At 69.7% G+C, this 24,692-nt stretch carries 24 protein-coding genes; 16 read left to right on the forward strand and 8 right to left on the reverse strand.

All coding sequences use genetic code 11. From position 1 onward, the window contains the following. Positions 1–49: 49 nt before the first annotated feature. Complete coding sequence (locus LPN01_RS00930; RefSeq protein WP_262826481.1) at positions 50–1,522, reverse strand: leucyl aminopeptidase; 1,473 nt, start codon at positions 1,520–1,522, stop codon at positions 50–52. A 154-nt stretch (positions 1,523–1,676) separates the two neighbouring features. Here LPN01_RS00930 and LPN01_RS00935 point away from each other — a divergent pair, with 154 nt between their 5' ends. The 4 genes from LPN01_RS00935 (at position 1,677) to rsmA (ending at position 7,217) form a co-directional block, all read left to right on the forward strand. Beyond that, on the forward strand, positions 1,677–3,929 hold the full coding sequence (locus tag LPN01_RS00935) for an LPS-assembly protein LptD (protein WP_410482770.1): 2,253 nt from the start codon (positions 1,677–1,679) through the stop codon (positions 3,927–3,929). An 84-nt stretch (positions 3,930–4,013) separates the two neighbouring features. Further along, positions 4,014–5,375, forward strand: a complete 1,362-nt coding sequence (locus tag LPN01_RS00940) for a peptidylprolyl isomerase (protein WP_262826483.1) — start codon at positions 4,014–4,016, stop codon at positions 5,373–5,375. Between the two features lies 1 nt (position 5,376). Next, positions 5,377–6,384, forward strand: coding sequence for a 4-hydroxythreonine-4-phosphate dehydrogenase PdxA (gene pdxA / locus LPN01_RS00945; RefSeq protein ID WP_262826484.1), 1,008 nt, complete (start codon positions 5,377–5,379; stop codon positions 6,382–6,384). Further along, complete coding sequence (gene rsmA / locus LPN01_RS00950; protein WP_262826485.1) at positions 6,381–7,217, forward strand: 16S rRNA (adenine(1518)-N(6)/adenine(1519)-N(6))-dimethyltransferase RsmA; 837 nt, start codon at positions 6,381–6,383, stop codon at positions 7,215–7,217. The genes pdxA and rsmA overlap by 4 nt, the downstream gene beginning before the upstream one ends. A gap of 6 nt (positions 7,218–7,223) precedes the next feature. On the opposite strand, the gene LPN01_RS00955 is transcribed toward rsmA, so the two are convergent. From LPN01_RS00955 to guaB, 3 genes are all read right to left on the reverse strand, one after another. After that, entirely contained in the window at positions 7,224–7,724 is a 501-nt protein-coding gene (locus LPN01_RS00955; protein ID WP_262826486.1) for a tetratricopeptide repeat protein, read from the reverse strand. Positions 7,725–7,755: 31 nt separating this feature from the next. Beyond that, a complete protein-coding gene (locus tag LPN01_RS00960; RefSeq protein ID WP_262826487.1) occupies positions 7,756–8,928 on the reverse strand; it encodes an RsmB/NOP family class I SAM-dependent RNA methyltransferase in 1,173 nt (390 codons plus the stop codon). Positions 8,929–8,991: 63 nt separating this feature from the next. After that, positions 8,992–10,449, reverse strand: a complete 1,458-nt coding sequence (gene guaB, locus LPN01_RS00965; RefSeq protein WP_262826488.1) for an IMP dehydrogenase — start codon at positions 10,447–10,449, stop codon at positions 8,992–8,994. A gap of 140 nt (positions 10,450–10,589) precedes the next feature. On the opposite strand from guaB, the gene LPN01_RS00970 reads away from it, so the two are divergent. The 3 genes from LPN01_RS00970 to LPN01_RS00980 are packed head-to-tail and all read left to right on the forward strand — an operon-like array spanning position 10,590 to position 12,509. Then, positions 10,590–11,561: an SPFH domain-containing protein gene (locus LPN01_RS00970; protein ID WP_262826489.1), complete on the forward strand. Its 972-nt coding sequence runs from the start codon at positions 10,590–10,592 to the stop codon at positions 11,559–11,561. Continuing rightward, positions 11,558–12,007: an NfeD family protein gene (locus LPN01_RS00975; RefSeq protein WP_262826490.1), complete on the forward strand. Its 450-nt coding sequence runs from the start codon at positions 11,558–11,560 to the stop codon at positions 12,005–12,007. Before LPN01_RS00970 ends, LPN01_RS00975 begins: the two co-directional genes overlap by 4 nt. 49 nt (positions 12,008–12,056) lie before the next feature. Next, positions 12,057–12,509: an acyl-CoA thioesterase gene (locus tag LPN01_RS00980; protein ID WP_410482771.1), complete on the forward strand. Its 453-nt coding sequence runs from the start codon at positions 12,057–12,059 to the stop codon at positions 12,507–12,509. A 338-nt stretch (positions 12,510–12,847) separates the two neighbouring features. Here the strand turns inward: LPN01_RS00980 and LPN01_RS00985 are convergent, their stop codons facing one another. After that, positions 12,848–14,470, reverse strand: coding sequence for a phosphoenolpyruvate carboxykinase (locus tag LPN01_RS00985; RefSeq protein ID WP_262826491.1), 1,623 nt, complete (start codon positions 14,468–14,470; stop codon positions 12,848–12,850). A 196-nt stretch (positions 14,471–14,666) separates the two neighbouring features. Here LPN01_RS00985 and LPN01_RS00990 point away from each other — a divergent pair, with 196 nt between their 5' ends. From LPN01_RS00990 to LPN01_RS01020, 7 genes are read left to right on the forward strand one after another with little or no spacing between them, the layout of a single operon-like run. Then, positions 14,667–15,374: a response regulator transcription factor gene (locus LPN01_RS00990; RefSeq protein ID WP_262826492.1), complete on the forward strand. Its 708-nt coding sequence runs from the start codon at positions 14,667–14,669 to the stop codon at positions 15,372–15,374. Continuing rightward, the gene (locus tag LPN01_RS00995; RefSeq protein ID WP_262826493.1) at positions 15,343–16,917 is read left to right on the forward strand and encodes a sensor histidine kinase; all 1,575 of its coding nucleotides are present in this window, start codon (positions 15,343–15,345) and stop codon (positions 16,915–16,917) included. The genes LPN01_RS00990 and LPN01_RS00995 overlap by 32 nt, the downstream gene beginning before the upstream one ends. A gap of 13 nt (positions 16,918–16,930) precedes the next feature. Next, the gene (locus LPN01_RS01000) at positions 16,931–17,365 is read left to right on the forward strand and encodes an HPr kinase/phosphorylase (protein WP_262826494.1); all 435 of its coding nucleotides are present in this window, start codon (positions 16,931–16,933) and stop codon (positions 17,363–17,365) included. Beyond that, entirely contained in the window at positions 17,362–18,270 is a 909-nt protein-coding gene (gene rapZ, locus LPN01_RS01005) for an RNase adapter RapZ (protein WP_262826495.1), read from the forward strand. The genes LPN01_RS01000 and rapZ overlap by 4 nt, the downstream gene beginning before the upstream one ends. Positions 18,271–18,284: 14 nt before the next feature. Continuing rightward, on the forward strand, positions 18,285–18,692 hold the full coding sequence (locus LPN01_RS01010) for a PTS sugar transporter subunit IIA (RefSeq protein WP_262827036.1): 408 nt from the start codon (positions 18,285–18,287) through the stop codon (positions 18,690–18,692). Next, complete coding sequence (locus LPN01_RS01015) at positions 18,689–18,973, forward strand: HPr family phosphocarrier protein (RefSeq protein ID WP_262826496.1); 285 nt, start codon at positions 18,689–18,691, stop codon at positions 18,971–18,973. Before LPN01_RS01010 ends, LPN01_RS01015 begins: the two co-directional genes overlap by 4 nt. 54 nt (positions 18,974–19,027) lie before the next feature. Continuing rightward, a complete protein-coding gene (locus LPN01_RS01020; RefSeq protein ID WP_262826497.1) occupies positions 19,028–19,831 on the forward strand; it encodes a TrmH family RNA methyltransferase in 804 nt (267 codons plus the stop codon). Between the two features lie 386 nt (positions 19,832–20,217). Here LPN01_RS01020 and LPN01_RS01025 read toward each other — a convergent pair whose 3' ends face one another. From LPN01_RS01025 to recR, 3 genes are all read right to left on the reverse strand, one after another. Further along, positions 20,218–21,660 carry a DNA recombination protein RmuC gene (locus LPN01_RS01025; protein ID WP_262826498.1) on the reverse strand — a complete coding sequence of 481 codons (1,443 nt, stop codon included), beginning with the start codon at positions 21,658–21,660 and terminating at the stop codon, positions 20,218–20,220. Between the two features lie 78 nt (positions 21,661–21,738). Continuing rightward, positions 21,739–22,260, reverse strand: a complete 522-nt coding sequence (gene def, locus LPN01_RS01030) for a peptide deformylase (protein WP_262826499.1) — start codon at positions 22,258–22,260, stop codon at positions 21,739–21,741. A gap of 58 nt (positions 22,261–22,318) precedes the next feature. After that, a complete protein-coding gene (gene recR, locus LPN01_RS01035; protein WP_262826500.1) occupies positions 22,319–22,915 on the reverse strand; it encodes a recombination mediator RecR in 597 nt (198 codons plus the stop codon). Between the two features lie 54 nt (positions 22,916–22,969). Here recR and fmt point away from each other — a divergent pair, with 54 nt between their 5' ends. Both fmt and truA read left to right on the forward strand, forming a co-directional pair. Continuing rightward, on the forward strand, positions 22,970–23,881 hold the full coding sequence (gene fmt / locus LPN01_RS01040; RefSeq protein ID WP_262826501.1) for a methionyl-tRNA formyltransferase: 912 nt from the start codon (positions 22,970–22,972) through the stop codon (positions 23,879–23,881). Next, a complete protein-coding gene (truA, locus tag LPN01_RS01045) occupies positions 23,878–24,615 on the forward strand; it encodes a tRNA pseudouridine(38-40) synthase TruA (protein WP_262826502.1) in 738 nt (245 codons plus the stop codon). Before fmt ends, truA begins: the two co-directional genes overlap by 4 nt. Positions 24,616–24,692: the final 77 nt, after the last annotated feature.

Below are 24,692 nucleotides of genomic sequence, written 5' to 3' on the forward strand. Positions count from 1 at the left end.
GCGCAGCACGGCGGGCGCGTCATCATGACCGCGCCCGCCGCCCGCCCCGTCAGCCCTCGAAATGGTCCGCGACGACACGGTCGAGCAGCCTGACGCCATAGCCGGTCGCGCCCTTGTCGTAGGTGGCACTCGCCTTGTCGCTCCACACCATGCCGGCGATGTCGAGGTGCGCCCAGCGCACGCCCTCGTCGACGAAGCGCTGGATGAACTGCGCCGCGGTGATCGAGCCCGCGCCGCGCGGCCCGACGTTCTTCATGTCGGCGATCGGGCTGTCGATCAGCTTGTTGTAGGTGTCCGAAAGCGGGAAGCGCCACAGCTTGTCGCCCGTCGCGAGGCCCGCGGCGAGCAGCCCGTCGGCGAGCGCATCGTCGTTGGCGAACAGGCCGCCATATTCGTTGCCCAGGCTGACGATCATCGCGCCGGTCAGCGTGGCGAGGTCGATGATTGTCTTCGGCCGGAACGTCGCCTGCGTCCAGGTGATGACGTCGGCGAGCACCAGCCGCCCCTCCGCATCGGTATTGAGGATCTCGATCGTCTGGCCCGACATCGACGTCACGACGTCACCCGGGCGCTGCGCATTGCCGTCGGGCATGTTCTCGACCAGCCCCATCACGCCGACGACGTTGACCTTCGCCTTGCGCGCGGCCAGCGCCTTCATCGTACCGGCGACGGCACCGGCACCGCCCATGTCCCACTTCATGTCCTCCATGCCGGGCCCCGGCTTCAGCGAGATGCCGCCGCTGTCGAAGGTCACGCCCTTGCCGACCAGCGCCAGCGCCGGATCGCCCTCGCCCGCGCCGTTCCACTTCAGCGCCAGGATGCGCGCCTCGCGGACCGATCCCTGGCTGACGCCGAGCAGCGCGCCCATGCCGTGCGTCGCCATCTCGGCCTCGTCGATCACGACGATCTCGAGACCGAGCCCTTCCACGTCCTTGCGGACCTGTTCGACGAAGCTTTCGGGGTAGAGGACGTTGGGCGGCGCCGCGACGAGGTTGCGGGTCAGCTCGAGGCCCTGCGTCAGCGCGTCGGCCGCCATCCAGGCCGCGTCGGTGCCGTCGGGCGCCCCCGTGATGGTCAGCGTCGCCAGCGTCGGCTTCTGCTGCTCGGGCAGCTTGGTGCGATACCGGTCGTAGCGCCACGCCCGTTGCGCCGCGGCACCGGCGAACCGCGCCGCGGCCTTCGCCGTCGGCTCCGCCGCGGACAGGTCGACGCTCAGTTCGGTCGCGCCGGACGTGAGCAGCTTCGCGACGATCGCGCCGCCGGCCTTTTCCCACTCCGCCTCGCCACCGGCACCGACACCGACCAGCAGGATGCGGCGCGTGCCCTCCCCTTCCGCGACGAACAGGTCGACGACGGCGCCGGCCTCTCCATCGAAACGGGCGGCCTTCGCCGCCGCCGTCGCCAGCGCCTGGTGCCCGCCGCCGAGCCCCGGCCAGTCGGTCCGACCGGCGAGATCCTTCGCCACCGGCAGCGCGAGGATCGCGGGTGCGGCGGCGGGCGTGGGCGAAAAGGCGATCTTCATGAAAACGGGGCTTCCTGGGTTGCTGGTGCTGCCTGATCTAGGACTGCGATGCGCGAAGCACAACGATTGCGGCGGCGCGCCGGTGATGCGATAGGCGTGGCGAGTGAGGCGCCGTTCAGGGCGGCGTCGACACCGAAAGGGTGTTCGGATCATCGTGTTGCGTTTCGACCTTCTGGCCGGCGGTGCTGCCGTGGCGGCGATCGCCGCGGCCCTGTTCGCGCCGCCCGCTACGGCGCAGGACCTCCAGAACCGCCCCGCGGCCCCGCCGCCCGCCAGCGATCCCGCCGCGCAGGCGCCGGTCGCGGCCGACCAGGTGCAGTTCAGCGCCGGCAGCCTGGAATATGATACCAATGCCGATGTCGTCACCGCGCTCACCGAAGTCCGGATGTTCCGCCAGGGTGACCGGCTGCGCGCCGATAGGGTCGTGTGGAACCGCAAGACGGGCAAGGTGATCGCCACCGGCAATATCGCGGTCACCAATCCGCAGGGGGACGTCGCCTACGGGGATTCGATCGAGCTGACCGATTCGCTGAAGGACGGCGTCGTCGACAACATGCTCGTCGTGCTGGAACAAGGCGGTCGCATGGCCGCCGAACGCGGCACACGGTCCGCCGACGGCACGCTCCAGCTCGACAAGGCCGCCTATACGCCATGCGCGGTCACGACCTCCGCCGGCTGTCCCAAGGAGCCGTCGTGGAAGATCACCGCGGTTCGGCTGACCTATCGCCCGGATCGCCAACGCGTGTATTTCGGCGGCGGGCAGTTCCACCTGTTCGGCCTGCCGGCGCTGCCGCTGCCCGCCTTCTCGATGCCGATGGGCGAAGGGTCGGAGAGTGGCTTTCTGGCGCCCGACCTCCAGCTCGACCGGGTCAACGGGCTCGAACTGGTGATGCCCTATTATTTCCGCCTCGCGCCCAACAGGGGGCTGACGCTGACCCCGCACCTGTTCACCGCGGTGCTGCCGATGATGCAGGCGCAATATGAGGCGCTCGGCACCAGCGGCGCGTTCCGCGTGACCGCCTATGGCACCGAAAGCCGGCGCAGCGACGATCTCAACACGGTCACGCCGACCGATACCGAACGCGCCTTCCGCGGCTATGTCGATGCCATCGCGCGCTACCAGCTGTCGCCCTATTGGAGCGTCAGCGGATCGGCGCGGATCGCGAGCGACCGCACCTTCCTGCGCCGCTACGACATCTCGCGCGACGACCGGCTGCGCACCACCGCGTCGATCGAACGGATCGATCCCAACACCTATTTCGCGTTGACCGGCTGGTACGTGCAGACTCTGCGGGTCAACGATCCGCAGGGCAACCAGCCGATCGCGCTGCCGGAGCTCGATTTCCGCAAGCGGTTCGACCTGGCCGGCGGCAAGCTGCAGTTGCAGGCGAACACGCTGGCGATCACGCGGACCGCGGGGCAGGACACGCAGCGCGCGTTCGTCGCCGGGCAATGGGACCTGCGCCGCCTGACCAATTGGGGCCAGGAGGTGACGCTGACCGCCTATGCCCGCGCCGATGCGTACAACACCGATGATTCGCTGCTGACCTCGGTGGTCAGCTATCGCGGCAACGAGGGGTTCCGGACGCGGGCGATCGGTGCGCTCGCCGCCGACGTCAAATGGCCTTTCGTGGGCGAGCTGTTCGGCGGCACGCAGCGGCTGACACCGCGGGTGCAGATCGTTGCCGCGCCGCGGATCGCCAACCTCGACGTGCCCAACGAGGACGCGCGCGCGGTCGACCTGGAGGATTCCAACCTCTTCGCGCTCAACCGCTTCGCCGGCTATGACCGGTTCGAGGACAGCAGCCGCGTGACCTATGGCGCGGAATGGGCGCTCGCGGTGCCGGGGATGACGCTCGATACCGTGATCGGCCAGAGCTATCGCCTGTCGGCACGCCCGACCATCCTGCCCGACGGCACGGGGCTCAGCGACCGCTTCTCGGACTTCGTCGGGCGCACCACCCTGCGCATCCGGGATTTCGTGTCGATCACGCATCGCTATCGCCTCGACAAGGACGGATTCGCGGTGCGACGGAACGAGGTCGATGCGACGATCGGCTCGCGCTCGACCTATATCCTGGCGGGATACCTGCGGCTCAACCGCAACATCTTTCCGCGGATCGAGGACCTTCAGGACCGCGAGGAGGCGCGCGTCGCCGGCCGCGTGCAGTTCGCGCGCTTCTGGTCGGTGTTCGGGTCCGCCGTGGTCGACCTGACCGATCGCAGCGAGGATCCGCTGTCGCTCGCCAACGGGTTCGATCCGATCCGCCACCGACTGGGCGTCCAGTATGAGGACGACTGCCTGCGGCTCGGCGCGACGTGGCGGCGCGATTATCAGGACACCGGCGACGCCCGCTCGGGCAACAGCTTCCTGTTGACGCTGGCCTTGACCAACCTCGGACGCTAAGCCGCAGTTCAGCTGGATCGGGGCAAGGCCGGCGACAGGGTGCTGCGCCCCCGCGTGCAGCCAGCTTTGGGGTAACGGAACAACGTGACGCACAACAATCGACGGAACGCGCGGATCGCCCGCACCTTGGGCTGGGTCGCGCTGGCGGCGTTCGCAACCGGCGCGGTGGCGCAGACGGTGCAGGACAACCAGGTGCCCGAGACCAACCTCAACATCCCGGCGAACCTCCAGATTTTCGGGAAGCTCGATCCCAACGTCCGCAAGCCGACCGCGATCGTCAACGACACGGTCATCACCGGGACCGACGTCGACCAGCGCCTTGCGCTCACCGTCTTCAACAACGGCGGCCGCGGCCCGGCGCCCGAGCAGGTCGACGAGTTCAAGCTCCAGATCCTGCGTCAGCTGATCGACGAGACGCTGGAGATCCAGGAGGCGAAGACCGCGGAGATCACCGTCACCGCGGCCGAGCTCGACCAGAGCGAGGCGGGCCTTGCCAAGCGGTTCAACATGACCGCCCCGCAGCTGCGCGCCGCCCTGCGCAAGGCAGGGTCGTCGGAGCGCTCGCTGCGCCGCGCGATCGAGGGCGAGCTCGCCTGGAGCCGCTACCTCCGCCGCAAGATCGAACCGTTCGTCAACGTCGGCGACGAGGAAGTGACCGCGATCCAGAAGCGGATCGAGGCGTCGCGCGGGACCGAGGAATATAACCTGCGCGAAATCTACCTGAGCGCCAACGACGCCAACCGCGCCGAGGTCTTCGCCAAGGCCAAGCAGATCATCGCCGAGATCCAGAAGGCGCAGCAGCCCTTCGAACTGTTCGCGCGCAACTATTCCGAAGCGTCGACGCGCGGCGTCGGCGGCGATCTCGGCTGGATCCGCCTCGTCACGCTGCCGCAGCAGCTGGCGGATGCGGCGCAGCAGATGCAGGTCGGCCAGGTCGCCGGCCCGATCGAGACGCCGGGCGGCTATTCGATCCTGTACCTGACTGACAAGCGCACGATCGGTTCGGCCGATCCGCGCGACGCCAAGCTCAGCCTAAAGCAGCTGACGGTTTCCTTCCCCGCCGGCACCACCCAGGCGCAGGCGCAGACGCGCGCCGCCACCTTCGCCAAGACCGTCCAGTCGATCCAGGGCTGCGGCACCGTGGAAAAGGTCGCGGCGACGATCGGCGCCGAGGTCGTCGACAACGATTCGATCCGCATCCGCGACCTGCCCGCCCCGTTGCAGGAGATCATGGTCAAGCTGCAGGTCGGACAGGCGACCCCGCCGTTCGGTTCGCCGACCGAGGGCGTCCGCTCGCTCGTGCTGTGCGGCCGCGACGATCCGCAGCAGTCGGCGGTGCCCGGCGCCGCACAGATCCAGGGCCAGCTGGAGCAGCAGCGCGTCAACCTGCGCGCGCAGAGCAAGCTGCGCGATCTGCGTCGCGATGCGGTGATCGAGTATCGCTGACATGACCGCCCCTGCCCCGCTCGCGATCCCGATGGGCGATCCGGCGGGGATCGGTCCGGAGATCGTCGCCAAGAGCTGGGCGGTGCGGACGTTGCGCAGCCTGCCGCCGTTCGCGCTGGTCGGCGATCCCGCCGCGGTCGCGCGCGTGTGGAGCGGCCCGGTCGAAACGATCGAGCGCCTCGACACGGCCGTGGCCGTGTTCGACCGCGCCTTGCCGGTGCTGCGCGTCGCGGATGCGGGCGCGGTGACGCCGGGGATCCCCGCGATCGACGGCACACGCGCGGCGTTACTGGCGCTGGAACGATCGATCGCGCTCGTCCGATCGGGCGACGCCCGAGCGCTGGTGACCGGTCCCGTCTCCAAGGCGCAGCTGTATGGCATCGGCTTCGACTGGCCGGGCCAGACCGAATTCGTCGCCCACCGCTGCGGCGTCGCCGCCGAGGATGCGGTGATGATGCTCGCCGGCCCGACGCTGCGGGTGGTGCCGATCACCGCGCATGTGCCGCTCGCGGAGGTCGCGGCGCTGCTGTCGGTCGATCTCGTCGTCGCCAAGGCAAGGGCGACCGCGTCCGGACTGACCCGCGACTTCGGCATTGCCGCCCCACGCCTCGCCTTCGCCGGCTTCAATCCGCATGCGGGCGAGAGCGGCACGATCGGACGCGAGGAGATCGACATCCTCGAACCGGCGATCGCCCAGTTGCGCGCGGAGGGGATCGACGCCACCGGGCCGTTCGCCGCCGACACGCTGTTCCATGCCCGCGCCCGCGCGCGCTACGACGCGGTGCTGTGCTGCTATCACGACCAGGCGCTGGTCCCGATCAAGACGCTGCATTTCGACGAGGGCGTCAACATCACGCTCGGCCTGCCGATCGTGCGCACCTCGCCCGACCACGGCACCGCATTCGGCATCGCGGGCACCGATCAGGCGCATCCCGGCGCGATGATCGCGGCGATCGCGATGGCAGGGCACGCGGCCGATCGCCGCGCGCGCGCACGAGCGGGGCGGTGACCGACGCCAAACTGCCGCCGCTGCGCGAGGTGATCGCGCGCTACGGGCTCAACGCCAGCAAGGCGCTCGGCCAGAACTTCCTGTTCGACGGGCAATTGCTCGCGCGGATCGCGGCGGTGCCGGGCGACCTGTCCGATGAGGAGGTGCTGGAGGTCGGCCCGGGTCCCGGCGGCCTGACGCGCGCCTTGCTCGCGGCGGGCGCACGCGTCACGGCGATCGAACGCGACCATCGCTGCATCCCCGCGCTGGCGGAATTGGGCGACCATTATCCCGGCAGGCTTCGCGTCATCGAGGGCGACGCGCTGGCGGTCGACGCGCCGTCGCTGTTCGCCGGCCGGCCGCACATCGTCTCCAACCTGCCCTATAATGTCGGGACCGCGCTGCTGGTCGGCTGGCTGACCGCATCGTGGCAGCCGTGGTGGGCATCGTGCACGCTGATGTTCCAGAAGGAAGTCGCGGATCGCATCGTCGCGTCGGCCGGCGACGACGCTTATGGGCGCCTGGCGGTGCTCAGCCAGTGGCGCTCGACCGCGCGGATCGCGATGCCGGTGCACCGGTCCGCGTTCACGCCGCCGCCCAAGGTCATGTCCGCAGTCGTCCATATCGTGCCCGCCGCGGCGCCCGACGGGGTCGAGGTGCGCGTGCTGGAGAGACTGACCGCCGCCGCCTTCGGCCAACGCCGCAAGATGCTGCGGCAAAGCCTGAAGGGCGTGCCGGGCGCGCTGGCGGCATTGGAGCGGATCGGTATCGACCCGACGCGACGGGCCGAGACGGTGAGCGTCGCGGAGTTCGTCGCGCTGGCCCGGGCGGTAGGTATCGCGCCCGACGGCTGACCGCCGCTATTCCTTGGCGACGGGCGGCTTGGTTTCGACCTGCGCGGTGGTAACCGGCGGGCCCTTGGCGATCGCCGCGGCGAGCTGGTTCGCTTCCGGACAGCCCGCCTTGCACAGCGTGCGTATCCTGGCGAGATTGCCGCGCGCCACCGACACCGCGCCCTTGGCGATCAGGGCCTCGCCCTGCCCGCGCAGCGCGGCGACGTCGTTGGGCTCCAGCGTCAGCGCCTCGCGGTACAGGCGGATCGCCTTGCCCGGCAGGCCGCGCGTCTCCGCGACCTCGGCGAGGACGACGAAGGCGGCCCGGTTGCGCGGATCGACCGCCACCGCGGTTTCGAGCAGGTCCGTCGCGCCGTCGAGATTGCCGGCGCTGCGCGCGGCGCGCCCCTCGGCGAGCAATTGCAGCGAACGCGCGTCGATCTGGTCGTCCGGGCGCTGGCCGCTCAGCGCGGTCGATACGCAGACCAGGGTGAGCGCGGCGGCAATGGCGACGGACGTAACGCGCATGAAGGTCTCCACCGGGGGCATCCCCCGACGATTAGCAGGGGCGGATCAGCCGCGCGACAAAAAAGCCGTCGGTGCCGTGGCGTAGCGGGTCGAGCCGGATGCCCGCACCGTGCGCGCTGCCGGCGGGCAGGTCGAGCGGCGCGGCGACCCAGCCGGGCCGCTCGGCCATGAACGCCGCGACCCGGTCCGCTCCTTCCGCATCGAGCAGCGAACAGACGATGTAGACGAGCGCCCCGCCGGGCCGCACCAGCCCGGCGCCGACGTCGAGGACGTGGCGCTGCTGTGCGGCGAACCGGTCGAGCCGGTCCGGGGTCAGCCGCCAGCGGGCCTCCGGATTGCGTCGCCACGTTCCCGTGCCCGAACAGGGCGCGTCGATCAGCACGCAATCGGCGGCCTCCGCCCAGTCGGCCAGCGCCTCCGCCTCGCGTCGAGGATCGAGCAACCGCGTCTCGACGATCGTCACGCCGGCGCGGTTCGCGCGCGGCGACAGGCGCGACAGACGCCCGCGATCGACGTCCGCGGCGAGGATGCGGCCGGTGTTCGCCATCGCCGCGGCCAGCGCCAGCGTCTTGCCGCCACCGCCGGCACACAGATCGACGACCGACTGCCCCGGCGTCGCCTGCGCCGCCAGGCTGACGATCTGGCTGCCGGCGTCCTGCACCTCGACCTGTCCGCCGAGGCCATCGACGTTCGTTCCGGCCGGCAGGCGCAACGCGCCGGGCAGGCCGGCGATCGGTTCGCCGCCAAGCTGGGCGGCAAGCGCGGCGGGATCGGCGAGCAGCCGGTTGACCCGCACGTCTAGCGGCGCGCGGTCGATCAGCGCCGCCTGCTGCTCCGTCGAAACCCCCGACGCGGCGAGCGCATCCGCGAGCCATGCGGGCATGATCCCGCCCGGAGCGGCGCGTTCGGCGTCGCCGACCGGTGCCGGACCGTGGACGGATCCGTCGAACGTCGCCGCGAGCGCAGGATCGTCCGCCGCCACCGCCAGCAGCGCCGCGCGTCCGGACGCCGGCACCTCGCCGGCGCGGCGGATAGCGGCATAGACCAGCTCGCGCACCGCGCGCCGGTCCTTCGACCCGGCATAGCGGCGGGTGGCGAAGTAGCGCGCGATCAGCGTGTCGGCCGCGGCGCCGTTGCCACGCGCGGCGGCGATCACCGCGTCGAGCAGTTCGATCGCGGCCTGGGTGCGGGCGCCGGGGGTCATGTCATCGGATCCAGTCGCAACGGGCCGGCGCGCATGCCGGTGGGAAACGGGCGGCGCGGGCGATCAGCGCGTCGGATAATTAGGCGCCTCGCGGGTGATCGTCACGTCGTGGACGTGGCTTTCCTTCAGCCCCGCGCCGGTGATCTGGACAAATTGCGCACGGCGCTGAAGGTCGGGGATCGTCGCCGACCCGGTATAGCCCATCGCCGCCTTGATACCGCCGACCAGCTGGTGGATCACGTCCTTCGCCGGTCCCTTGTAGGCGACCTGGCCCTCGATCCCCTCGGGCACCAGCTTCATCTGGTCCTTGATGTCGCCCTGGAAATAGCGGTCGGCGGAGCCGCGGCCCATCGCGCCGACCGACCCCATGCCGCGATACGATTTGTAGGCGCGGCCCTGATACAGGAACGTCTCGCCCGGTGCTTCCTCGGTACCGGCGAGCAGCGATCCGACCATGCAGGTCGATGCACCGGCGGCGAGCGCCTTGGCGAGGTCGCCCGAGGTGCGCAGCCCGCCATCGGCGATCACCGGCACGCCGGCGGCGGCGGCCGCCTTCGCGCAGTCCATCACCGCGGTCAGCTGCGGCACGCCGACGCCCGCGACGACGCGGGTGGTGCAGATCGATCCGGGGCCGATGCCGACCTTGATCCCGTCCGCACCCGCATCGATCAGCGCGCGCGTCGCCTCGCCGGTCGCGACGTTGCCGGCGACGACCTGCACCGAATTCGACAGCTTCTTGACCCGCTCCACCGCCCGCGCAACATCGCGGTTATGGCCATGCGCGGTGTCGATGACGATCAGGTCGCATTCGGCATCGACCAGCGCCTCGGTCCGCTCGAACCCCTTGTCGCCGACGGTCGTCGCCGACGCGACGCGCAGCCGGCCCGCCGCGTCCTTGGTCGCGGTGGGATAGGTCACCGCCTTCTCGATGTCCTTGACGGTGATGAGGCCGACGCAGCGATACGCCTCGTCGACCACCAGCAGCTTCTCGATCCGCCGCTGGTGGAGCAGCACCCGCGCCTCTTCCTGCCCGACGTCGGTCGACACGGTGGCGAGGTTGTCGTGCGTCATCAGCTCGGCGACCGGCTGCTTGGGGTTCCCGGCGAAACGGACATCGCGGTTGGTCAGGATGCCGACCAGCTTGCCGTCTCGCTCGACCACCGGGATGCCGCTGATCCGGTGATGCGCCATCAGCGCCTGCGCCTCGGCCAGCGTTGCGGTCGGCGCGATCGTGATCGGGTTGACCACCATGCCCGATTCGAACCGTTTGACCTGACGGACCGCGGCGACCTGTTCCTCGACCGACAGGTTGCGGTGGAGCACGCCGATGCCGCCTAGCTGCGCCATGACGATCGCCATGTCGGCCTCGGTCACCGTGTCCATCGCCGACGACAGGATGGGGATGTTCAGCGCGATGCCGCGCGTCAGCTGCGTGCGGGTATCGGCGGTGCTCGGCAGGATGTCCGACTCGCCGGGCACGAGCAGCACGTCGTCGAAGGTGAGGCCGAGCCGGATATCCAAAATGCCGTTCCTCGCGGGAGGGGAGAAGTGGCGGGCCATGTAACCGTACCCGCCGATCTGCGCTAGAGGCGCTGTGACGCCACCGCAGCTGTGCTATCGATCCGCGTCGGCACGCCGGAATCGTGCCCCCGGGAGGACCTATGGGTATCACGATCGCCGCCTTCGCCCTCGTGCTGGTGCTCTTCTACCTGTTCACCAGCATCAAGATCGTGCGGCAGGGCTATCAATACACGATCGAGCATTTCGGCCGCTACACCAACACCGCCTCGCCCGGCTTCAACTTCTATCCCGCCTTCTTCTATCGCGTCGGCCGCAAGGTGAACATGATGGAGCAGGTGATCGAGATTCCGGGGCAGGAGATCATCACCAAGGACAATGCGATCGTCTCGACCGACGGCGTCGTGTTCTTCCAGGTGCTCGACGCGCCCAAGGCGGCCTATGAGGTGTCCGACCTCTACGTGGCGCTGCTCCAGCTGACGACGACCAACCTGCGCACCGTGATGGGGTCGATGGACCTCGACGAAACGCTGTCGAAGCGCGACGAGATCAACGCGCGGCTGCTGTCGGTGGTCGATCATGCGACCGTGCCATGGGGCGTCAAGATCACCCGCGTCGAGATCAAGGACATCCGCCCGCCCGCCGACATCGTCACCGCGATGGGCCGCCAGATGAAGGCGGAGCGCGAGAAGCGGGCCAACATCCTCGAGGCCGAGGGCACGCGCGCGTCCGAAATCCTGCGTGCCGAGGGGCAGAAGCAGGCGCGCATCCTCGAATCCGAAGGCCGCAAGGAATCGGCCTATCGCGATTCGGAAGCGCGCGAACGCGCGGCCGAGGCGGAAGCGAAGGCGACCCGCGTCGTGTCCGAGGCGATCGAGCAGGGCGGGACGCAGGCGATCAACTATTTCGTCGCGCAGAAATACGTCGAGGCGATCGGCAAGTTCGCGACCAGCCCGAATGCCAAGACCATCCTGTTCCCGGTCGAGGCGACGCAGCTGATGGGCACGCTCGGCGGGATCGGCGAGCTCGCCAAGGACGCGCTGGCCGCGCATCCGCCGGCCGCCGCCGCGCCCAGGGAGCCGCGGCGCGGCCCGTTCGACCTGCCCAAGCCGTGACGCTGGACGCGATCGGCGGCGCGGGGGCGGCGTGGCTGATCGCCGCGCTGGCGCTCGGCGTGGCGGAGCTGGCGATCCCGGGCGTCTTCGCGATCTTCCTCGCCATCGCCGCCGCAGTGGTCGGTATCGCCACCTTGGTCGTGCCTGTGCCGGTCGAGGCGCAGATCGGCGCCTTCGCGGTCTGGAGCGTGGTCACCGTGCTCGTCGGCAAGCGCTGGTACCGCGATTTTCCCGTGGCGAGCAGCGATCCGCAGCTGAACGACCGGTCCGCGCGGATGGTCGGCGAGACGGTGGTGGTCGAGGTCGGAATCGACGCAGACGGTGGCCGGGTGCGGATCGGCGATGGCTCGTGGCCCGCGCGCGGTCCGATCGCGGCAGCCGGCACCCGCGTGCGGATCGTAGAGGTCCGCGGCGGGCTGGTGATCGTCGAACCGGTCGACGCATAATCGGCAATCGCGTACCGGTTGGTAGCTGTCAGTTCATCCTCGATCTGCTATGACCGTCGGTGTGACGCACAGCATCCCCCATTCCTACCCGATCGGCATCGATCCTGCCGACATCGACTTCATGGGCCACGTGAACAACGCGAGCTATCTGAAGTGGGTGCAGGACGCGGTGGTGAGCCACTGGCAGAAGCTCGCGCCCGCGGAAGCGGTCGCGACGCATCTGTGGGTCGCGCTGAAGCACGAGATCACCTATCGCAAGCCGACGTTCCTCGGCGACGATGTGATCGCCACCGTCCTGCTCGAAAAGGTGCAGGGCGCACGCGCGTTCTACGAAACCGTCATCCGCCGCGGCGAGGACGTGCTCGCCGAGGTGAAGTCGAGCTGGTGCTGCCTGGATGCGGAAACGCTGCGCCCGGCGCGGCTGGCGCGCGAGATCGTCGAACAGTTCTTCCAGCGCGGCGACGCCCCCCTGCCGGCAACGGGTCCGGTCGAGCCGCGCTGAGGCGCCCGTCGGCGGCGTCGGTGGTGGCAGGCGACCTGCCCAAAGAGCGCGGCACGGCTGGAAAAATCGAGACTTCCTCGACCACACCGTCGTCCCGGACCGGTTCCGCGATCCACGATGTCAGCTTGGCGGCTGGTGCCGTCCCCGCGTGGCGCCATCAAACCGGGAGCCGGTCCGCGGTGACGTTCGGGACGGGCTAGACCGCTCCGATCATACGGGCCGCCCGGTTCCAGAGCGCGCGCGTTCCATAGTCCGCCTCGCCAGAACGCGTCATCGGCCGTGACCGCCAGGTCCTACGGCAGGCAGGTCGGGGCGGCGCCACACCGCCCCTCCCCCCGTCAGACCGCTTCGGTCGCCCGCGCGACCTTCGGGGCCGACTGCCTCACCCCGTCGTCGACATGCTCCGCGAACTGCGCGAAGTTCTCGACGAACAGGTCGACCAGCCGCGCCGCGGTCGCGTCATACTCGGCCTTGTCGGCCCAGGTTTCGCGCGGGTCGAGGATCCCCGCGTCGACGCCCGGAACGTTCACCGGCACCTGGAAGCCGAAATTCGGATCGGTGCGGAATTCGGCGTCGCGCAGGCTGCCGTCGAGCGCGGCGTTGAGCAGCGCGCGGGTCGCCTTGATCGGCATGCGGTTGCCGGTGCCGTACTTGCCGCCGGTCCAGCCGGTGTTGACCAGCCAGCAATCGACGCCGCCGCGCGCGATCCGCTCCTTCAGCAGATTGCCGTAGATCGACGGATGCCGCGGCATGAACGGCGCCCCGAAACAGGTCGAGAAGGTCGCATCGGGCTCGGTCACGCCGATTTCCGTGCCGGCGACCCGCGCCGTGTAGCCGGACAGGAAATGGTACATCGCCTGGTCCGGCGTCAGCTTCGCGATCGGCGGCAGCACGCCATAAGCGTCCGCGGTCAGCATCACGATGTTGCGCGGCACGCCGCCCATATTGTCCGCCGACGCATTGGGGATGAAGTCGATCGGATAGGCGCCGCGGCTGTTCTCGGCGAGGCTGTTGTCGTCGAGGTCGAGCTGGCGGGTGACGGGGTCCATCACGACGTTCTCGAGCACGGTCCCGAACCTCTTGGTGGTCGCGAAGATCTCCGGCTCGGCGTCGGACGACAGGCGGATCATCTTGGCATAGCAGCCGCCTTCGAAGTTGAAGACCGCGGTGTCGGACCAGCCATGTTCGTCGTCGCCGATCAGCGTGCGGCTGGCATCGGCGCTGAGCGTCGTCTTGCCCGTGCCCGACAGGCCGAAGAACACCGCGGTCGACCCGTCCGCACCCATGTTCGCCGAACAGTGCATCGGCATCACGCCGGTCGTCGGCAACAGGTAGTTGAGCAGGCCGAACACGGATTTCTTCATCTCGCCGGCATAGCGCGTGCCGCCGATCAGGATCAGCTTCTCGGTGAAATTGACCGCGATCACGGTTTCGCTGCGGGTACCGTGCCGGGCGGGGTCGGCGCGGAAGCTCGGCAGGTCGATGATCGTATATTCGGCCTCGAACCCGCGCAGTTCATGCTCCTGCGGCCGCACCAGCATCGTCCGGATGAACAGATTGTGCCAGGCGAGCTCGTTGACGACGCGCACGCGCACCCGGTTCTCCGGCTGCGAACCGCCGTACAGGTCCTGGACGAACAGATGCTCCTTGTCGCGAAGCGCGGACAGGAAATCCGCCTTCAATGCGGCGAAATGTTCGGGGCTCATGCCCTTGTTGGACTTGCCCCACCAGACGCTGCTCTCGGTCTCGGCATCGCGGACGATGAACTTGTCCTGCGCCGATCGCCCGGTGTGCTGCCCGGTTTCCACCACCAGCGGCCCGTCGGCGCTGAGCTTGCCCTCGCCGCGGGCGACCGCGGCCTCGACCAGTCGCGCCGTGACCAGGTTCCAGTGCAGATCGGCACGGGTTTCGATTCCCTGACTCGCAAGGCCCGCATGCGGAATACGCTCGTTCACTGACATCCTCCCAATGTACCTGCCTGACGCGCGCATCCTGGGGAGGGTCTGCACGCACGCCGGCTATGGCGACGGGCATAAGCGGGGCGCCGGGGATCGTCAAACACCGCGCGCCGCCGGCGTGGTTCCATGCCGGGACGGTTGAGCCGGTGGCGGCTTTGCCCTACCGCGGTGCGACCATGGGCGACAGGCTTCCCTCCGCATGACGGCGACGATCGCGCTGGTCGACGACGACCGCAACATCCTGACCTCGGTTTCGATCGCGCTCCAGACCGAAGGGTTCGTGACCCGCGTCTATTCCGACGGCGAAACCGCGCTGAAGGCGCTCACCGACAACCCGCCCGACCTCGCGATCTTCGATATCAAGATGCCGCGGATGGACGGGCTGGAGCTGCTGCGCCGGCTGCGCGAGAAGAGCCAGATCCCGGTGATATTCCTCACCAGCAAGGACGACGAGCTCGACGAGGCGCTCGGCCTCGCGATGGGCGCGGACGATTATATCGCCAAGCCGTTCAGCCAGCGCCTGCTGATCGCACGGATCCGCGCGATCCTGCGCCGCACCGAACTCGTCGCCTCGCCCGCGGGGGACGACGACGCGACGGCGGCCGGCCCGCTGGTCCGCGGGCGGCTGTCGATGGATCCGGCGCGGCACCGGACGTTCTGGGGCGGCGAGCCGGTAACGCTGACCGTCACCGAATTCCTGATCCTCGAGACGCTGGCGCAGCGGCCGGGCATCGTGAAGACGCGCAACCAGCTGATGGATGCCGCCTATCACGACGACATCTACGTCGACGATCGGACGATCGACAGCCACATCAAGCGCCTGCGCCGCAAGTTCCGGGGCGTGGACCCGACCTTCGACGCGATCGAGACCCTGTATGGCGCCGGATACCGATTCTCCGAGGAATGATCGCTGGCCGGAGGGGGGCGATCTCGCGCTCCGCTGGTCGGGACAGATCTCGCTCACGCGGCGCATCCTCGCGGTCAACATCTTCGCGCTGCTGTTGCTCGCGGGCGGCTTCTTCTACCTCGATTCGTATCGCAGCCGGATCGTCGACGGGCGCGTCGCGCAGGCAGGCCGCGAAGTCCGGCTGATCGGCGAGGCGCTGGCCACGGTGCCTCCCGACCGGCGCGATACGCGCGTCGCGCGGCTCGCGCGCGACACCGGCGCGCGGCTGCGCGTGTTCGACGACGACGGCCGCACGATCGTCGACAGCCGAGCGCTGGGCATCCGCAACGCGACGCTGCTCGACCCCGACAAACAGGCGTGGGACCAGACCGTCGCGCGGTTCCTCGATGCCGGTATCGACACCGTCGTCGGCGCCGCGCGCCCGCCGCTGTATCGCGAGCGTGCCGACGGCCGGCAATGGCCCGACGTCGCCGCCGCGGCCCGGCGGCGCCAGGTGTCGGCCAGCGTCTGGCGCGCGCCCGACCGGACGCCGGTCGTCACCGCCGCCGCGCCGATCCCCGGCGGCGTGGTGATGACCACGGTCAATGCGCGCGACATCACGCAGACGGTGCGGATCGAGCGGTTCCGGCTCAGCCTGGTGCTGCTGGTCGTCACGATCGTGTCGGTGCTGCTCTCGCTGTTCCTCGCGCGGACGATCGTCCGGCCGCTGCGGCGGCTGGCGCGCGCCGCGGTCCGCGTCCGGCTGGGCCGCGCGCGTGAGGTCGTGGTCCCGCGCCTGCCCTCGCGACGCGACGAGATCGGCAGCCTCGCCCGCGCGCTGTCCGACATGAGCCTCGCGCTGCGCGCCCGGATCGACGCGACCGAGGCGTTCGCGGCCGATGTCACGCACGAGATGAAGAACCCGCTCGCCTCGCTCCGCTCCGCGGTCGAGGGGCTGGGCGCGGTGAAGGATCCCGACCTGCAGGCGCGGCTGCTCGCGATCGTGCGCGACGACGTCCACCGGCTCGACCGGCTCATCACCGACATTTCCGAAGCCTCGCGGCTCGATGCGCAGCTCAGCCGTGCGAAGTTCGAACCCGTCGACATCGCCGCGTTGCTCGGCGCGCTCGTCGAGCAGCGTATCGCGCGCGAGGTCGAGCGCGGCGTGCGGCTGCGCTTCGACCATCGCGGCGGCGCGATGACGGTGATCGGCGACGGGGCGCGGCTGGAACGGGTGTTCGAGAACCTGATCGACAATGCATTGTCCTTTTCGCCCGACGAGGGGTTGATCGCGATCGCGGTGGTGCGCGAGGGCGACGACGTGCTCGTCCGCGTCGAGGACGAGGGCCCGGGCGTGCCCGAAGAGGCGCGCGAGGGCATCTTCCGCCGTTTCCAGTCGATCCGGCCGGAGACGGAGGCGTTCGGCCAGCATTCGGGCCTCGGCCTCGCCATTGCGCGAACCATCGTCGAGGCGCATCAGGGCGGCATCGGCGTCGAATCGCGCGAGGATCGGCTGGGCGGCGCGCGGTTCGCGGTCCGCCTGCCCCTCGCCGATGGCCAATAGACGTAACGGAGCCATGGCGATCCTGTCCTCGGAAATGCTGCATGCGACGGCTGTCGCGATCGACGGCCGCGCCGTCCTGCTCGAAGGCGTGTCGGGGACGGGCAAGTCCGACCTCGCGCTCCGCCTGATCGACCGCGGGGCGATGCTGGTCAGCGACGACCAGACGCTGCTGATGCGGCAGGGCGAGCGGCTGGTCGCCCGCCCGCCCGACACGATCCGGGGACGGATCGAGGTGCGCGGGATCGGCATCGTCGCGATGCCGCACGTCGAGGACGTGCCGGTCGCGCTGATCGTCCGGCTGGGCGCCGAACCGATGCGCATGCCCGAGCGGCGGCAGCGCCGGCTGGCGGGCGTCGTCGTCCGCGAGGTCGCGTTCGACGCCTTTCACGCCTCCACCCCGGTCAAGATCGAATGGGCGCTGCGCCAGCCGGAGGCGACGCCGGCATGACGACTGACATCCTGCTCGTCACCGGCCTGTCCGGCGCCGGCAAGTCGACCGTGCTGAAGACGCTCGAGGACCTGGGCTGGGAGGTCGTCGACAACCTGCCGCTGGTGTTGCTCGACCGGTTGCTGGAGGCGCCGCTGTCGGCGGGACGGGCCGACGACAGCCAGCCGCTGGCGATCGGAATCGGCACCCAGACGCGCGATTTCGATCCCGAACGGATCGTCGAGCGCATCCGCTCGCTGCGCGACGAGCACGGGCTCGACGTCGGGATGCTGTTCCTGGACTGTTCGGGGGCGGAACTGGAGCGGCGCTATTCCGAGACGCGGCGCCGCCATCCACTGGCGCCCGACCGGCCCGCGCACGACGGCATCGCGCGCGAACGCGAACTGTTGCGCCCCTTGCGCGACTGGGCCAACCGCCTGATCGACACCACCGACCTCAACGCGCATGCGCTCGCGTCGCAGGTGCGCGCGACGTTCGGCGGGCATGGCGGGGACGCCCCGGTGCTCTCGATCCAGTCGTTCGGTTTCGCGCGCGGCCTGCCGCGCAACGCCGACCTGGTGTTCGACATGCGCTTCCTGCGCAATCCGCACTGGCAACCCGCGCTGCGGCCGGGCACCGGCCTCGACCCCGACGTCGCCGCCTATGTCGCCGCCGATCCCGCCTATCCCGCCGCGATGGAGCGGATCGGCGAGCTGCTCGAACTCCTGATCCCCCGCTACCGGGCGGAGGGCAAGTCTTACGTCAGCGTCGCGATCGGGTGTACCGGAGGGAGACACCGGTCGGTCCACGTCGCCGAACACCTCGCTGCCCGGTTGCGCGGCGCGGGTTTTTCCCCCACCATCACGCACCGCGACCTCGGGGCCGCACCGCAGGACTCGCTCGAGGGGCCGCCGGCCAGCACATGAGTAACGTAATTGAGATGATTGGCCTCGTTCTGGTGACGCACGGCAGGCTCGCCGAGGAATTCGTGACCGCGATGATTCACGTCGTCGGCCCGCAGGAACGGGTCGCGACGATCGCGATCGGGCCCGACGACGACATGGAGGAACGCCGCGCCGATATCGCCGCGGCGATCGCCGCCGTCGATACGGGGCGCGGCGTCATCGTGCTGACGGACCTGTTCGGGGGCACGCCCTCCAACCTCGCCATTTCGTTGATGGAGCGCGGGCGGGTCGAGGTGATCGCGGGGATGAACCTGCCGATGCTGATCCGGCTGGGGTCGGCACGCAAGTCGATGAAGGTGGTCGAGGCGGTCGCCGCGGCGCGCGAGGCGGGGCGCAAATACATTTCGGTCGCGTCCGAAGTGCTGGGCGAGGCCGCGGCATGAGCGAGGTCGCGCGGACCGTCCTCATCACCAACAAGCGCGGGTTGCATGCGCGCGCCAGCGCCAAGTTCGTGACGCTCGCCTCGACCCAGCCGGTCGAGGTCAAGGTCTGCAAGGACGACAGCGGCGCCGGCGGATCGGTGACGGGCACGTCGATCATGGGGCTGATGATGCTCGGTGCCGCCAAGGGCGACGAGATCACGATCAGCGCGGTCGGCGACGGTGCCGAGGCGGCGGTCGGCGCGCTGTGCGAACTGGTCGAGGCCAAGTTCGGCGAAGACTGACGTTTCCTCAGTTTCCGCTTGCACGGACCCGCCGGTGTGCCGGACAGGGGAACGATGCCCCGTGAGATCACCGCCTTCTCGAACCCGCTGGTCAAATATGCCCGCGAGCTGCGCGACAAGAAGCACCGCCGCGGCGCGCGCCAGTTCATGGCGGAGGGGCTGCGCATCCTCACCGAGGCGCGCGACACCGGTCGCCTGCCCCGTACCCTGTTCTATGCCGCCGCCAATGCCGACCACCCGCTGGTCCATGCGCTGTCGATCGACGTCGAGATGGCCGGGGGCGAATCGATCCAGACGACGCCCGACATCCTGTCCAAGCTGTCGGGCAAGGACAATCCGCAGGCGGTCGTCGGCGTCTTCGACGAATTCGACCGGACGCTGGCGGACCTCGACCGGTCGACCGCAGGCATCTGGCTGGTCGCCGAACGGCTGCGCGATCCGGGCAACCTCGGCACGATCCTGCGCACCGCGGATGCGGTCGGTGCCGGCGGGCTGATCCTGATCGGCGAGTGCGTCGATCCCTTTTCGGTCGAGGCGGTTCGCGCGAGCATGGGGGCGCTGTTCACGATCCCCGTCGTCAGGAGCGACTGGCAGCCGTTCCTCGACTGGCTGCGCCAAGGGCCGGGGCAGCTCGTCGGACTGAGCCTCGACACGGATCACGATTATCGGGCGGTGCGCTATGCCTCGCCGACCTTCCTGCTGACCGGCAACGAGGCGCAGGGCATGCCGGCGGATTACGCCGACGCATGCGACCTGCTGGTCAAGATTCCGATGCTCGGCAAGGCCGACAGCCTCAACGCCGCGGTCGCCACCGCGGTGATGGCCTATGAGGTCCTGGCGCAGCAGCGGGGCGCATAACGGGGATTCGAAATTGCTGGTTCGCGCGGAGGCGCGGAGTGCGCAAGGGCAGCCCAGGATGCGCCGGGGGTGCTTTACGTCAGACGCTCCAAGGACACGCGCGGCGTCCCACCGAATTGCCTCTCTGCGTCCTCCGCGCCTCGGCGCGGATCATTTCGACGGTGCCTTTTGGACGATGTCCCCGTGTCCGAAGACCGGCGTTGCTCCATAGCATCCGTCACCCCGGACCGGTTCCGGAGCCCATTGTCCCCACGGCACCCGCGGGAGGCTCCAGCCTGACGCCTCGCCGCAGGGTGGATCCCGGAACACGTCCGGGACGACGGCCAGTAACCAGAGGGCTGTTGCGTCCTGAATACCGAAGACCGCACGGGTACGCCCCGGCAGCGTCACTCTGCCGCGTCGGGCAGTCGCAGCGCCTCGTCGCCGTAGCGCGCCATCGCCTCTACGGGCTCCACCACCGATATCTCGCGCGCGCCGGGTTCGATGTTGAGGTCGCGGAACTTGCGCGCCGACACGAGCGCGCGACTTTCGAAGCTGGAGACGAAGTTGTTGTAATTGTTCACTGCGGTGGTGAGGCCGCTGCCGACCTTGCGCAGGTCTTCGCCGGCCTTCGCCAGCCGGTCGTACAGTTCCTTGCCGAGGCTCCCGATCGCGCGCGCCTCGGTCGCAAGCTTTTCCTGCCGCCAGACCGCCGCCACCGTCCGCGCGATCGCGACGAGATTGGTCGGCGTCGCCAGCAGGACGCGCTTGTCGAACGCGAACTGCCAGATGTCGTTGTCGTGCTCGAGCGCAGCAGACAGGAAATGTTCGCCGGGAATGAACATGATGACATAGTCGGGGGTGTCGGCGAACTGCGACCAGTAGCTCTTGGCCGACAGGCCGTTGATATGCGCGCGGATCGACGCCGCATGGGCGGCAAGCCCGGTGCGGCGATCACCGTCGTCCACCGCACCGAACGCATCCTGATAGGCGTTGAGCGAAACCTTGGCGTCGATGATGAGCGACTTGCCGCCGGGGATGTTGACGATCGCGTCGGGACGCAACCGCCCGCCCTCCCCGTCCGCGACGCTGACCTCCATCGCGAAATCGGTGTGTTCGGCAAGGCCGCAGCTTTCGAGGACGTTGCGCAGCTGCTGCTCGCCCCAGCGGCCGCGCGCCTTGGGCGCGTTGCGCAGCGCGTTGACCAGCTTGGCCGCCTCTCCCGACACGCGCTCCTGCCCCAGCCGCATCTGCTCGATCTGTCCCTTGAGGTCGCCGAACGCGTCGCGGCGTTCCGCCTCGACCCTGGCGACGCCCTCCTCGTAGCGCAGCAGGCGGTCGTTGACCGGCTGGAGCAGCGATTTCAGATTGGTGCCGGCGATTTCCTCGGACTGGCGGAAGCGCGCTTCGGCACGATCGAGGAACGCCTTCTGCGCATCGGTCAGCGCCTTGTTGGCGAGGTCGTTGAACTGCGTCGCCATCAGCACCTTGGCATCGCGCATGTCGGCAAGACGCGCCTCGAACGCCTCGTGCTGGGCGCGCATCGTGGCGAGATCGGCACGCGCGGCGTCGCGATCGGCGCGGATATGCGCCAGTTCGATGCGGAGCGTGTCGGCGGCGGCGGTGCGATCCTCATGCTGCGCACGCAGCGCGGCGAGGTCGCGAAGCGCCTCGTTGCGCTCGCGCTCGACCGCATCGCGCGTCTGGCGGACCAGATCCGCATCCGCAGCCCTGCTTTGCGCGACGGCGAGATCGGCGGCGAGCGTCCCCGCCTTGCGGCCGGCGATCAGCCAGCCGACGACGAGGCCGACGACGAGCGCCAGGATGGCGATGATGAGCGACTGATCCAAACCATTATACCCCTAGACCGGCGGGGAACATAGGTCGAACGCCGGCACCGGCGCAACGCTAAATCGGCGACCTCGGGGTCAGCCGCGGCGCAGCTTGTTCAGCTTCTTCATCACCATGTCGCGCTTCAGCCGGCTGATATGGTCGATGAACAGCACGCCGTTGAGGTGATCGATCTCGTGCTGCATGCAGGTCGCGAGCAGGCCGGTAAGGTCCTCCTCGTGGGTCGCGCCCGTCTCGTCCTGCCAGCGCACGCGGCATGCGGCGGGGCGCTGGACGTCGGCATATTGCTCGGGGATCGACAGGCAGCCTTCGTTGTAGGTGCTCGTCTCCTCGCTCACCGAGAGGATCTCGGGATTGATATAGGCTTGCGGCGCCTTGACCGGCTTGTCCTCCTCGTCGCGTCCCTCCTGCAGGTCGATGACGAGGATCCGCTCGGCGACGCCGACCTGGATCGCGGCGAGGCCGATGCCGTTGGCGGCATACATCGTGTCGATCAGGTCGGCGACGAAGGCCCGCGTCGCATCGGTGATCGCATCGACCGGGCTGGAAATGACGCGCAGGCGGGCGTCGGGGACTTCGACGATCGGAAGGACTGACATGGCGTGCGCGCTAGGGTTTGGCCGGGTTTGCGTCAAGTTTCGAAGGGCGAAGCCGGGTTCACGCCATCGGCCGCCTGGCGCGCAGCGCCTGTGCCAGCGTGCCCTCGTCGAGATAGTCGAGCTCGCCTCCCACGGGCAGGCCGTGCGCCAGCTGCGTGACCCGGACCGGGAACCGCTCGATCCGCTCCGCCAGATAATGCGCCGTCGTCTGCCCCTCCAGCGTGGCGTTCATCGCCAGCACGATCTCGTCGATCCCGCCCGCCTCGATGCGCGCGACCAGCGCGTCGATCGAAAGGTCCTCGGGGCGGATGCCCTCCAACGCGGACAGCCGGCCGCCCAGGACGTGGAACCGGCCCGGGAACAGCCGCGAGCGTTCGAGCGCCCAGAGGTCGGCGACCTCCTCGACCACGCAGAGCGATCGCGGGTCGCGCCGCGGGTCGGCGCAGATCGAACAGGGGTTGGCGGTATCGACGTTGCCGCAGGTCGCGCAGGTTTCGAGCCGTTCGTCGACCGCCTCCAGCGCCGCACGCAGGGGACCGAGCGCGGCCTCGCGCTTCTTGAGCAGGTGGAGCACCGCGCGGCGCGCCGATCGCGGGCCGAGGCCGGGGAGACGCGACAGCGCCTGGGTCAGGGCTTCGATTTCGGGAGACGCCATGACGGGAACAGATAGGGGGTTGCGCGCCCGGCCGCCAGCGCGTTGAAGGCGGCGATGCGGATCATCTTCATGGGAACTCCCGACTTCGCCGTGCCGACGCTGGAGGCGCTGGTGGCGGCCGGGCACGATGTCGTCGCGGCGTACAGCCAGCCGCCGCGGCCGGGCGGCCGACGCGGGCGCGAAACCGTCCCCTCGCCCGTACAGCAGCGCGCCGAGGCATTGGGGATCGCGGTCCGCCATCCGGTGAGCCTGAAGGACGTCGATGCGCAGGCCGCCTTCGCGACGCTCGGCGCGGAGGTCGCGGTGGTCGCCGCCTACGGGCTTATCCTGCCTCGGGCGGTGCTCGATGCGCCGGTGCACGGCTGCCTCAACGTCCATGGTTCACTGTTGCCGCGCTGGCGCGGCGCGGCGCCGGTGCAGCGCGCGATCCTCGCCGGCGATGCGGAAACCGGGGTCGGCATCATGCAGATGGAAGCGGGGCTCGACACCGGCCCGGTGCGTCTCGAAGGGCGGGTCGCGATCGGGCGCAAGACCGCGGGCGCGCTCACCGCGGAGATCGCCGCGCTGGGTGCGCGGCTGATGGTCGAGGTGCTGGGCGACCTGCCCGCGCACCCGCCGGTCGCGCAGATCGCGGATCGCGTGACCTATGCGAACAAGATCGACAAGGCGGAGGCGCGGATCGACTTCACGCGCAGCGCGGTGGAGGTCGAGCGGCTGGTCCGCGCGATGAACCCGGCGCCGGGCGCCTGGTTCGAGGTGGCGGGCGAACGGGTGAAGCTGCTCGCCGCGGACGTCCTGCCCTTCACCTTTCCGGGGGGCGAGGGCACGACGGTCGACGACGCGCTGACGATCGCGTGCGGCGACGGCGCGATCCGCCCGACGCTGGTGCAGCGTGCGGGACGTGGCGTGACGACAGCGGCCGAACTGCTGCGCGGCTTTCCGGTGGCGACGGGCGTGCAGCTTTGACGCGCTACGCGCTCACGATCGAATATGACGGCCGGCCGTTCATGGGCTGGCAGCGCCAGAAGCACGGCCCGAGCGTGCAGGCGGCGTTGGAAGAGGCGGTGTTTGCGGTGACCGGCGAGCGGACCGCGGTGCACGCCGCCGGGCGGACCGATGCGGGGGTGCACGGGCTCGGGATGCGCGCGCACGTCGATATCGACAAGGCGATCGCGCCGTTTCGCCTGATGGAAGCGCTCAACGCGCGCGTGCGGCCGGCACCGGTCGCGGTGCTGGACTGCGTCGCGGTGGCGGACGACTGGCATGCGCGCTTCTCGTGCCTCGGCCGATCCTACGAATACCGGATCGTCAACCGCCGCGCGCCGTTGACCTGGGAAGCGGGGCTGGCGTGGCAGGTGCCGCAGGTGCTCGACACCGGGGCGATGGCGGCGGCGGCGGCGGTGCTGGTCGGCCGTCATGACTTCACCACGTTCCGCTCGGCGCATTGCCAGGCGGATTCGCCGGTGCGGACGCTCGACGTGCTGTCGGTGGAGCGGAGCGGCGACCGCATCGCGATCCGCGCGGCGGCGCGGTCGTTCCTGCACCATCAGGTGCGCTCGATGGTCGGATGTCTCGCGCTGGTCGGCATGGGGCGGTGGTCCGTCGACGATGTCGCCGCGGCGCTGGGGGCACGGGATCGCGCGCGGCTGGGGCTCAATGCACCGCCCGACGGACTGTTCTTCGTGACCGCCGTCTACTGACGCATAAGGCCGTGGTGCGGCTGCCGTGGGGGTGCAGCGACCGGAGAGACGAGACGCCGTTACGAACGCAGCCGCGT

The sequence above is a fragment of the Sphingomonas sp. A2-49 genome, assembly GCF_025548555.1.
Taxonomy (GTDB): Bacteria; Pseudomonadota; Alphaproteobacteria; order Sphingomonadales; family Sphingomonadaceae; genus Sphingomonas.

Excerpts from the sequence above, each read along its gene's own strand:
- rapZ (WP_262826495.1), top strand. The coding sequence starts at position 17,362 with ATGACGACTGACATCCTGCTCGTCACCGGCCTGTCCGGCGCCGGCAAG.
- LPN01_RS00970 (WP_262826489.1), top strand. The coding sequence starts at position 10,590 with ATGGGTATCACGATCGCCGCCTTCGCCCTCGTGCTGGTGCTCTTCTAC.
- pdxA (WP_262826484.1), top strand. The coding sequence starts at position 5,377 with ATGACCGCCCCTGCCCCGCTCGCGATCCCGATGGGCGATCCGGCGGGG.
- LPN01_RS00955 (WP_262826486.1), bottom strand. The coding sequence starts at position 7,724 with ATGCGCGTTACGTCCGTCGCCATTGCCGCCGCGCTCACCCTGGTCTGC.
- LPN01_RS01015 (WP_262826496.1), top strand. The coding sequence starts at position 18,689 with ATGAGCGAGGTCGCGCGGACCGTCCTCATCACCAACAAGCGCGGGTTG.
- LPN01_RS00980 (WP_410482771.1), top strand. The coding sequence starts at position 12,057 with ATGACCGTCGGTGTGACGCACAGCATCCCCCATTCCTACCCGATCGGC.
- LPN01_RS00985 (WP_262826491.1), bottom strand. The coding sequence starts at position 14,470 with ATGTCAGTGAACGAGCGTATTCCGCATGCGGGCCTTGCGAGTCAGGGA.
- fmt (WP_262826501.1), top strand. The coding sequence starts at position 22,970 with ATGCGGATCATCTTCATGGGAACTCCCGACTTCGCCGTGCCGACGCTG.
- LPN01_RS00930 (WP_262826481.1), bottom strand. The coding sequence starts at position 1,522 with ATGAAGATCGCCTTTTCGCCCACGCCCGCCGCCGCACCCGCGATCCTC.
- recR (WP_262826500.1), bottom strand. The coding sequence starts at position 22,915 with ATGGCGTCTCCCGAAATCGAAGCCCTGACCCAGGCGCTGTCGCGTCTC.
- LPN01_RS00990 (WP_262826492.1), top strand. The coding sequence starts at position 14,667 with ATGACGGCGACGATCGCGCTGGTCGACGACGACCGCAACATCCTGACC.
- LPN01_RS01010 (WP_262827036.1), top strand. The coding sequence starts at position 18,285 with ATGATTGGCCTCGTTCTGGTGACGCACGGCAGGCTCGCCGAGGAATTC.
- LPN01_RS00995 (WP_262826493.1), top strand. The coding sequence starts at position 15,343 with ATGGCGCCGGATACCGATTCTCCGAGGAATGATCGCTGGCCGGAGGGG.
- LPN01_RS00960 (WP_262826487.1), bottom strand. The coding sequence starts at position 8,928 with ATGACCCCCGGCGCCCGCACCCAGGCCGCGATCGAACTGCTCGACGCG.
- LPN01_RS01020 (WP_262826497.1), top strand. The coding sequence starts at position 19,028 with ATGCCCCGTGAGATCACCGCCTTCTCGAACCCGCTGGTCAAATATGCC.
- def (WP_262826499.1), bottom strand. The coding sequence starts at position 22,260 with ATGTCAGTCCTTCCGATCGTCGAAGTCCCCGACGCCCGCCTGCGCGTC.
- LPN01_RS01000 (WP_262826494.1), top strand. The coding sequence starts at position 16,931 with ATGGCGATCCTGTCCTCGGAAATGCTGCATGCGACGGCTGTCGCGATC.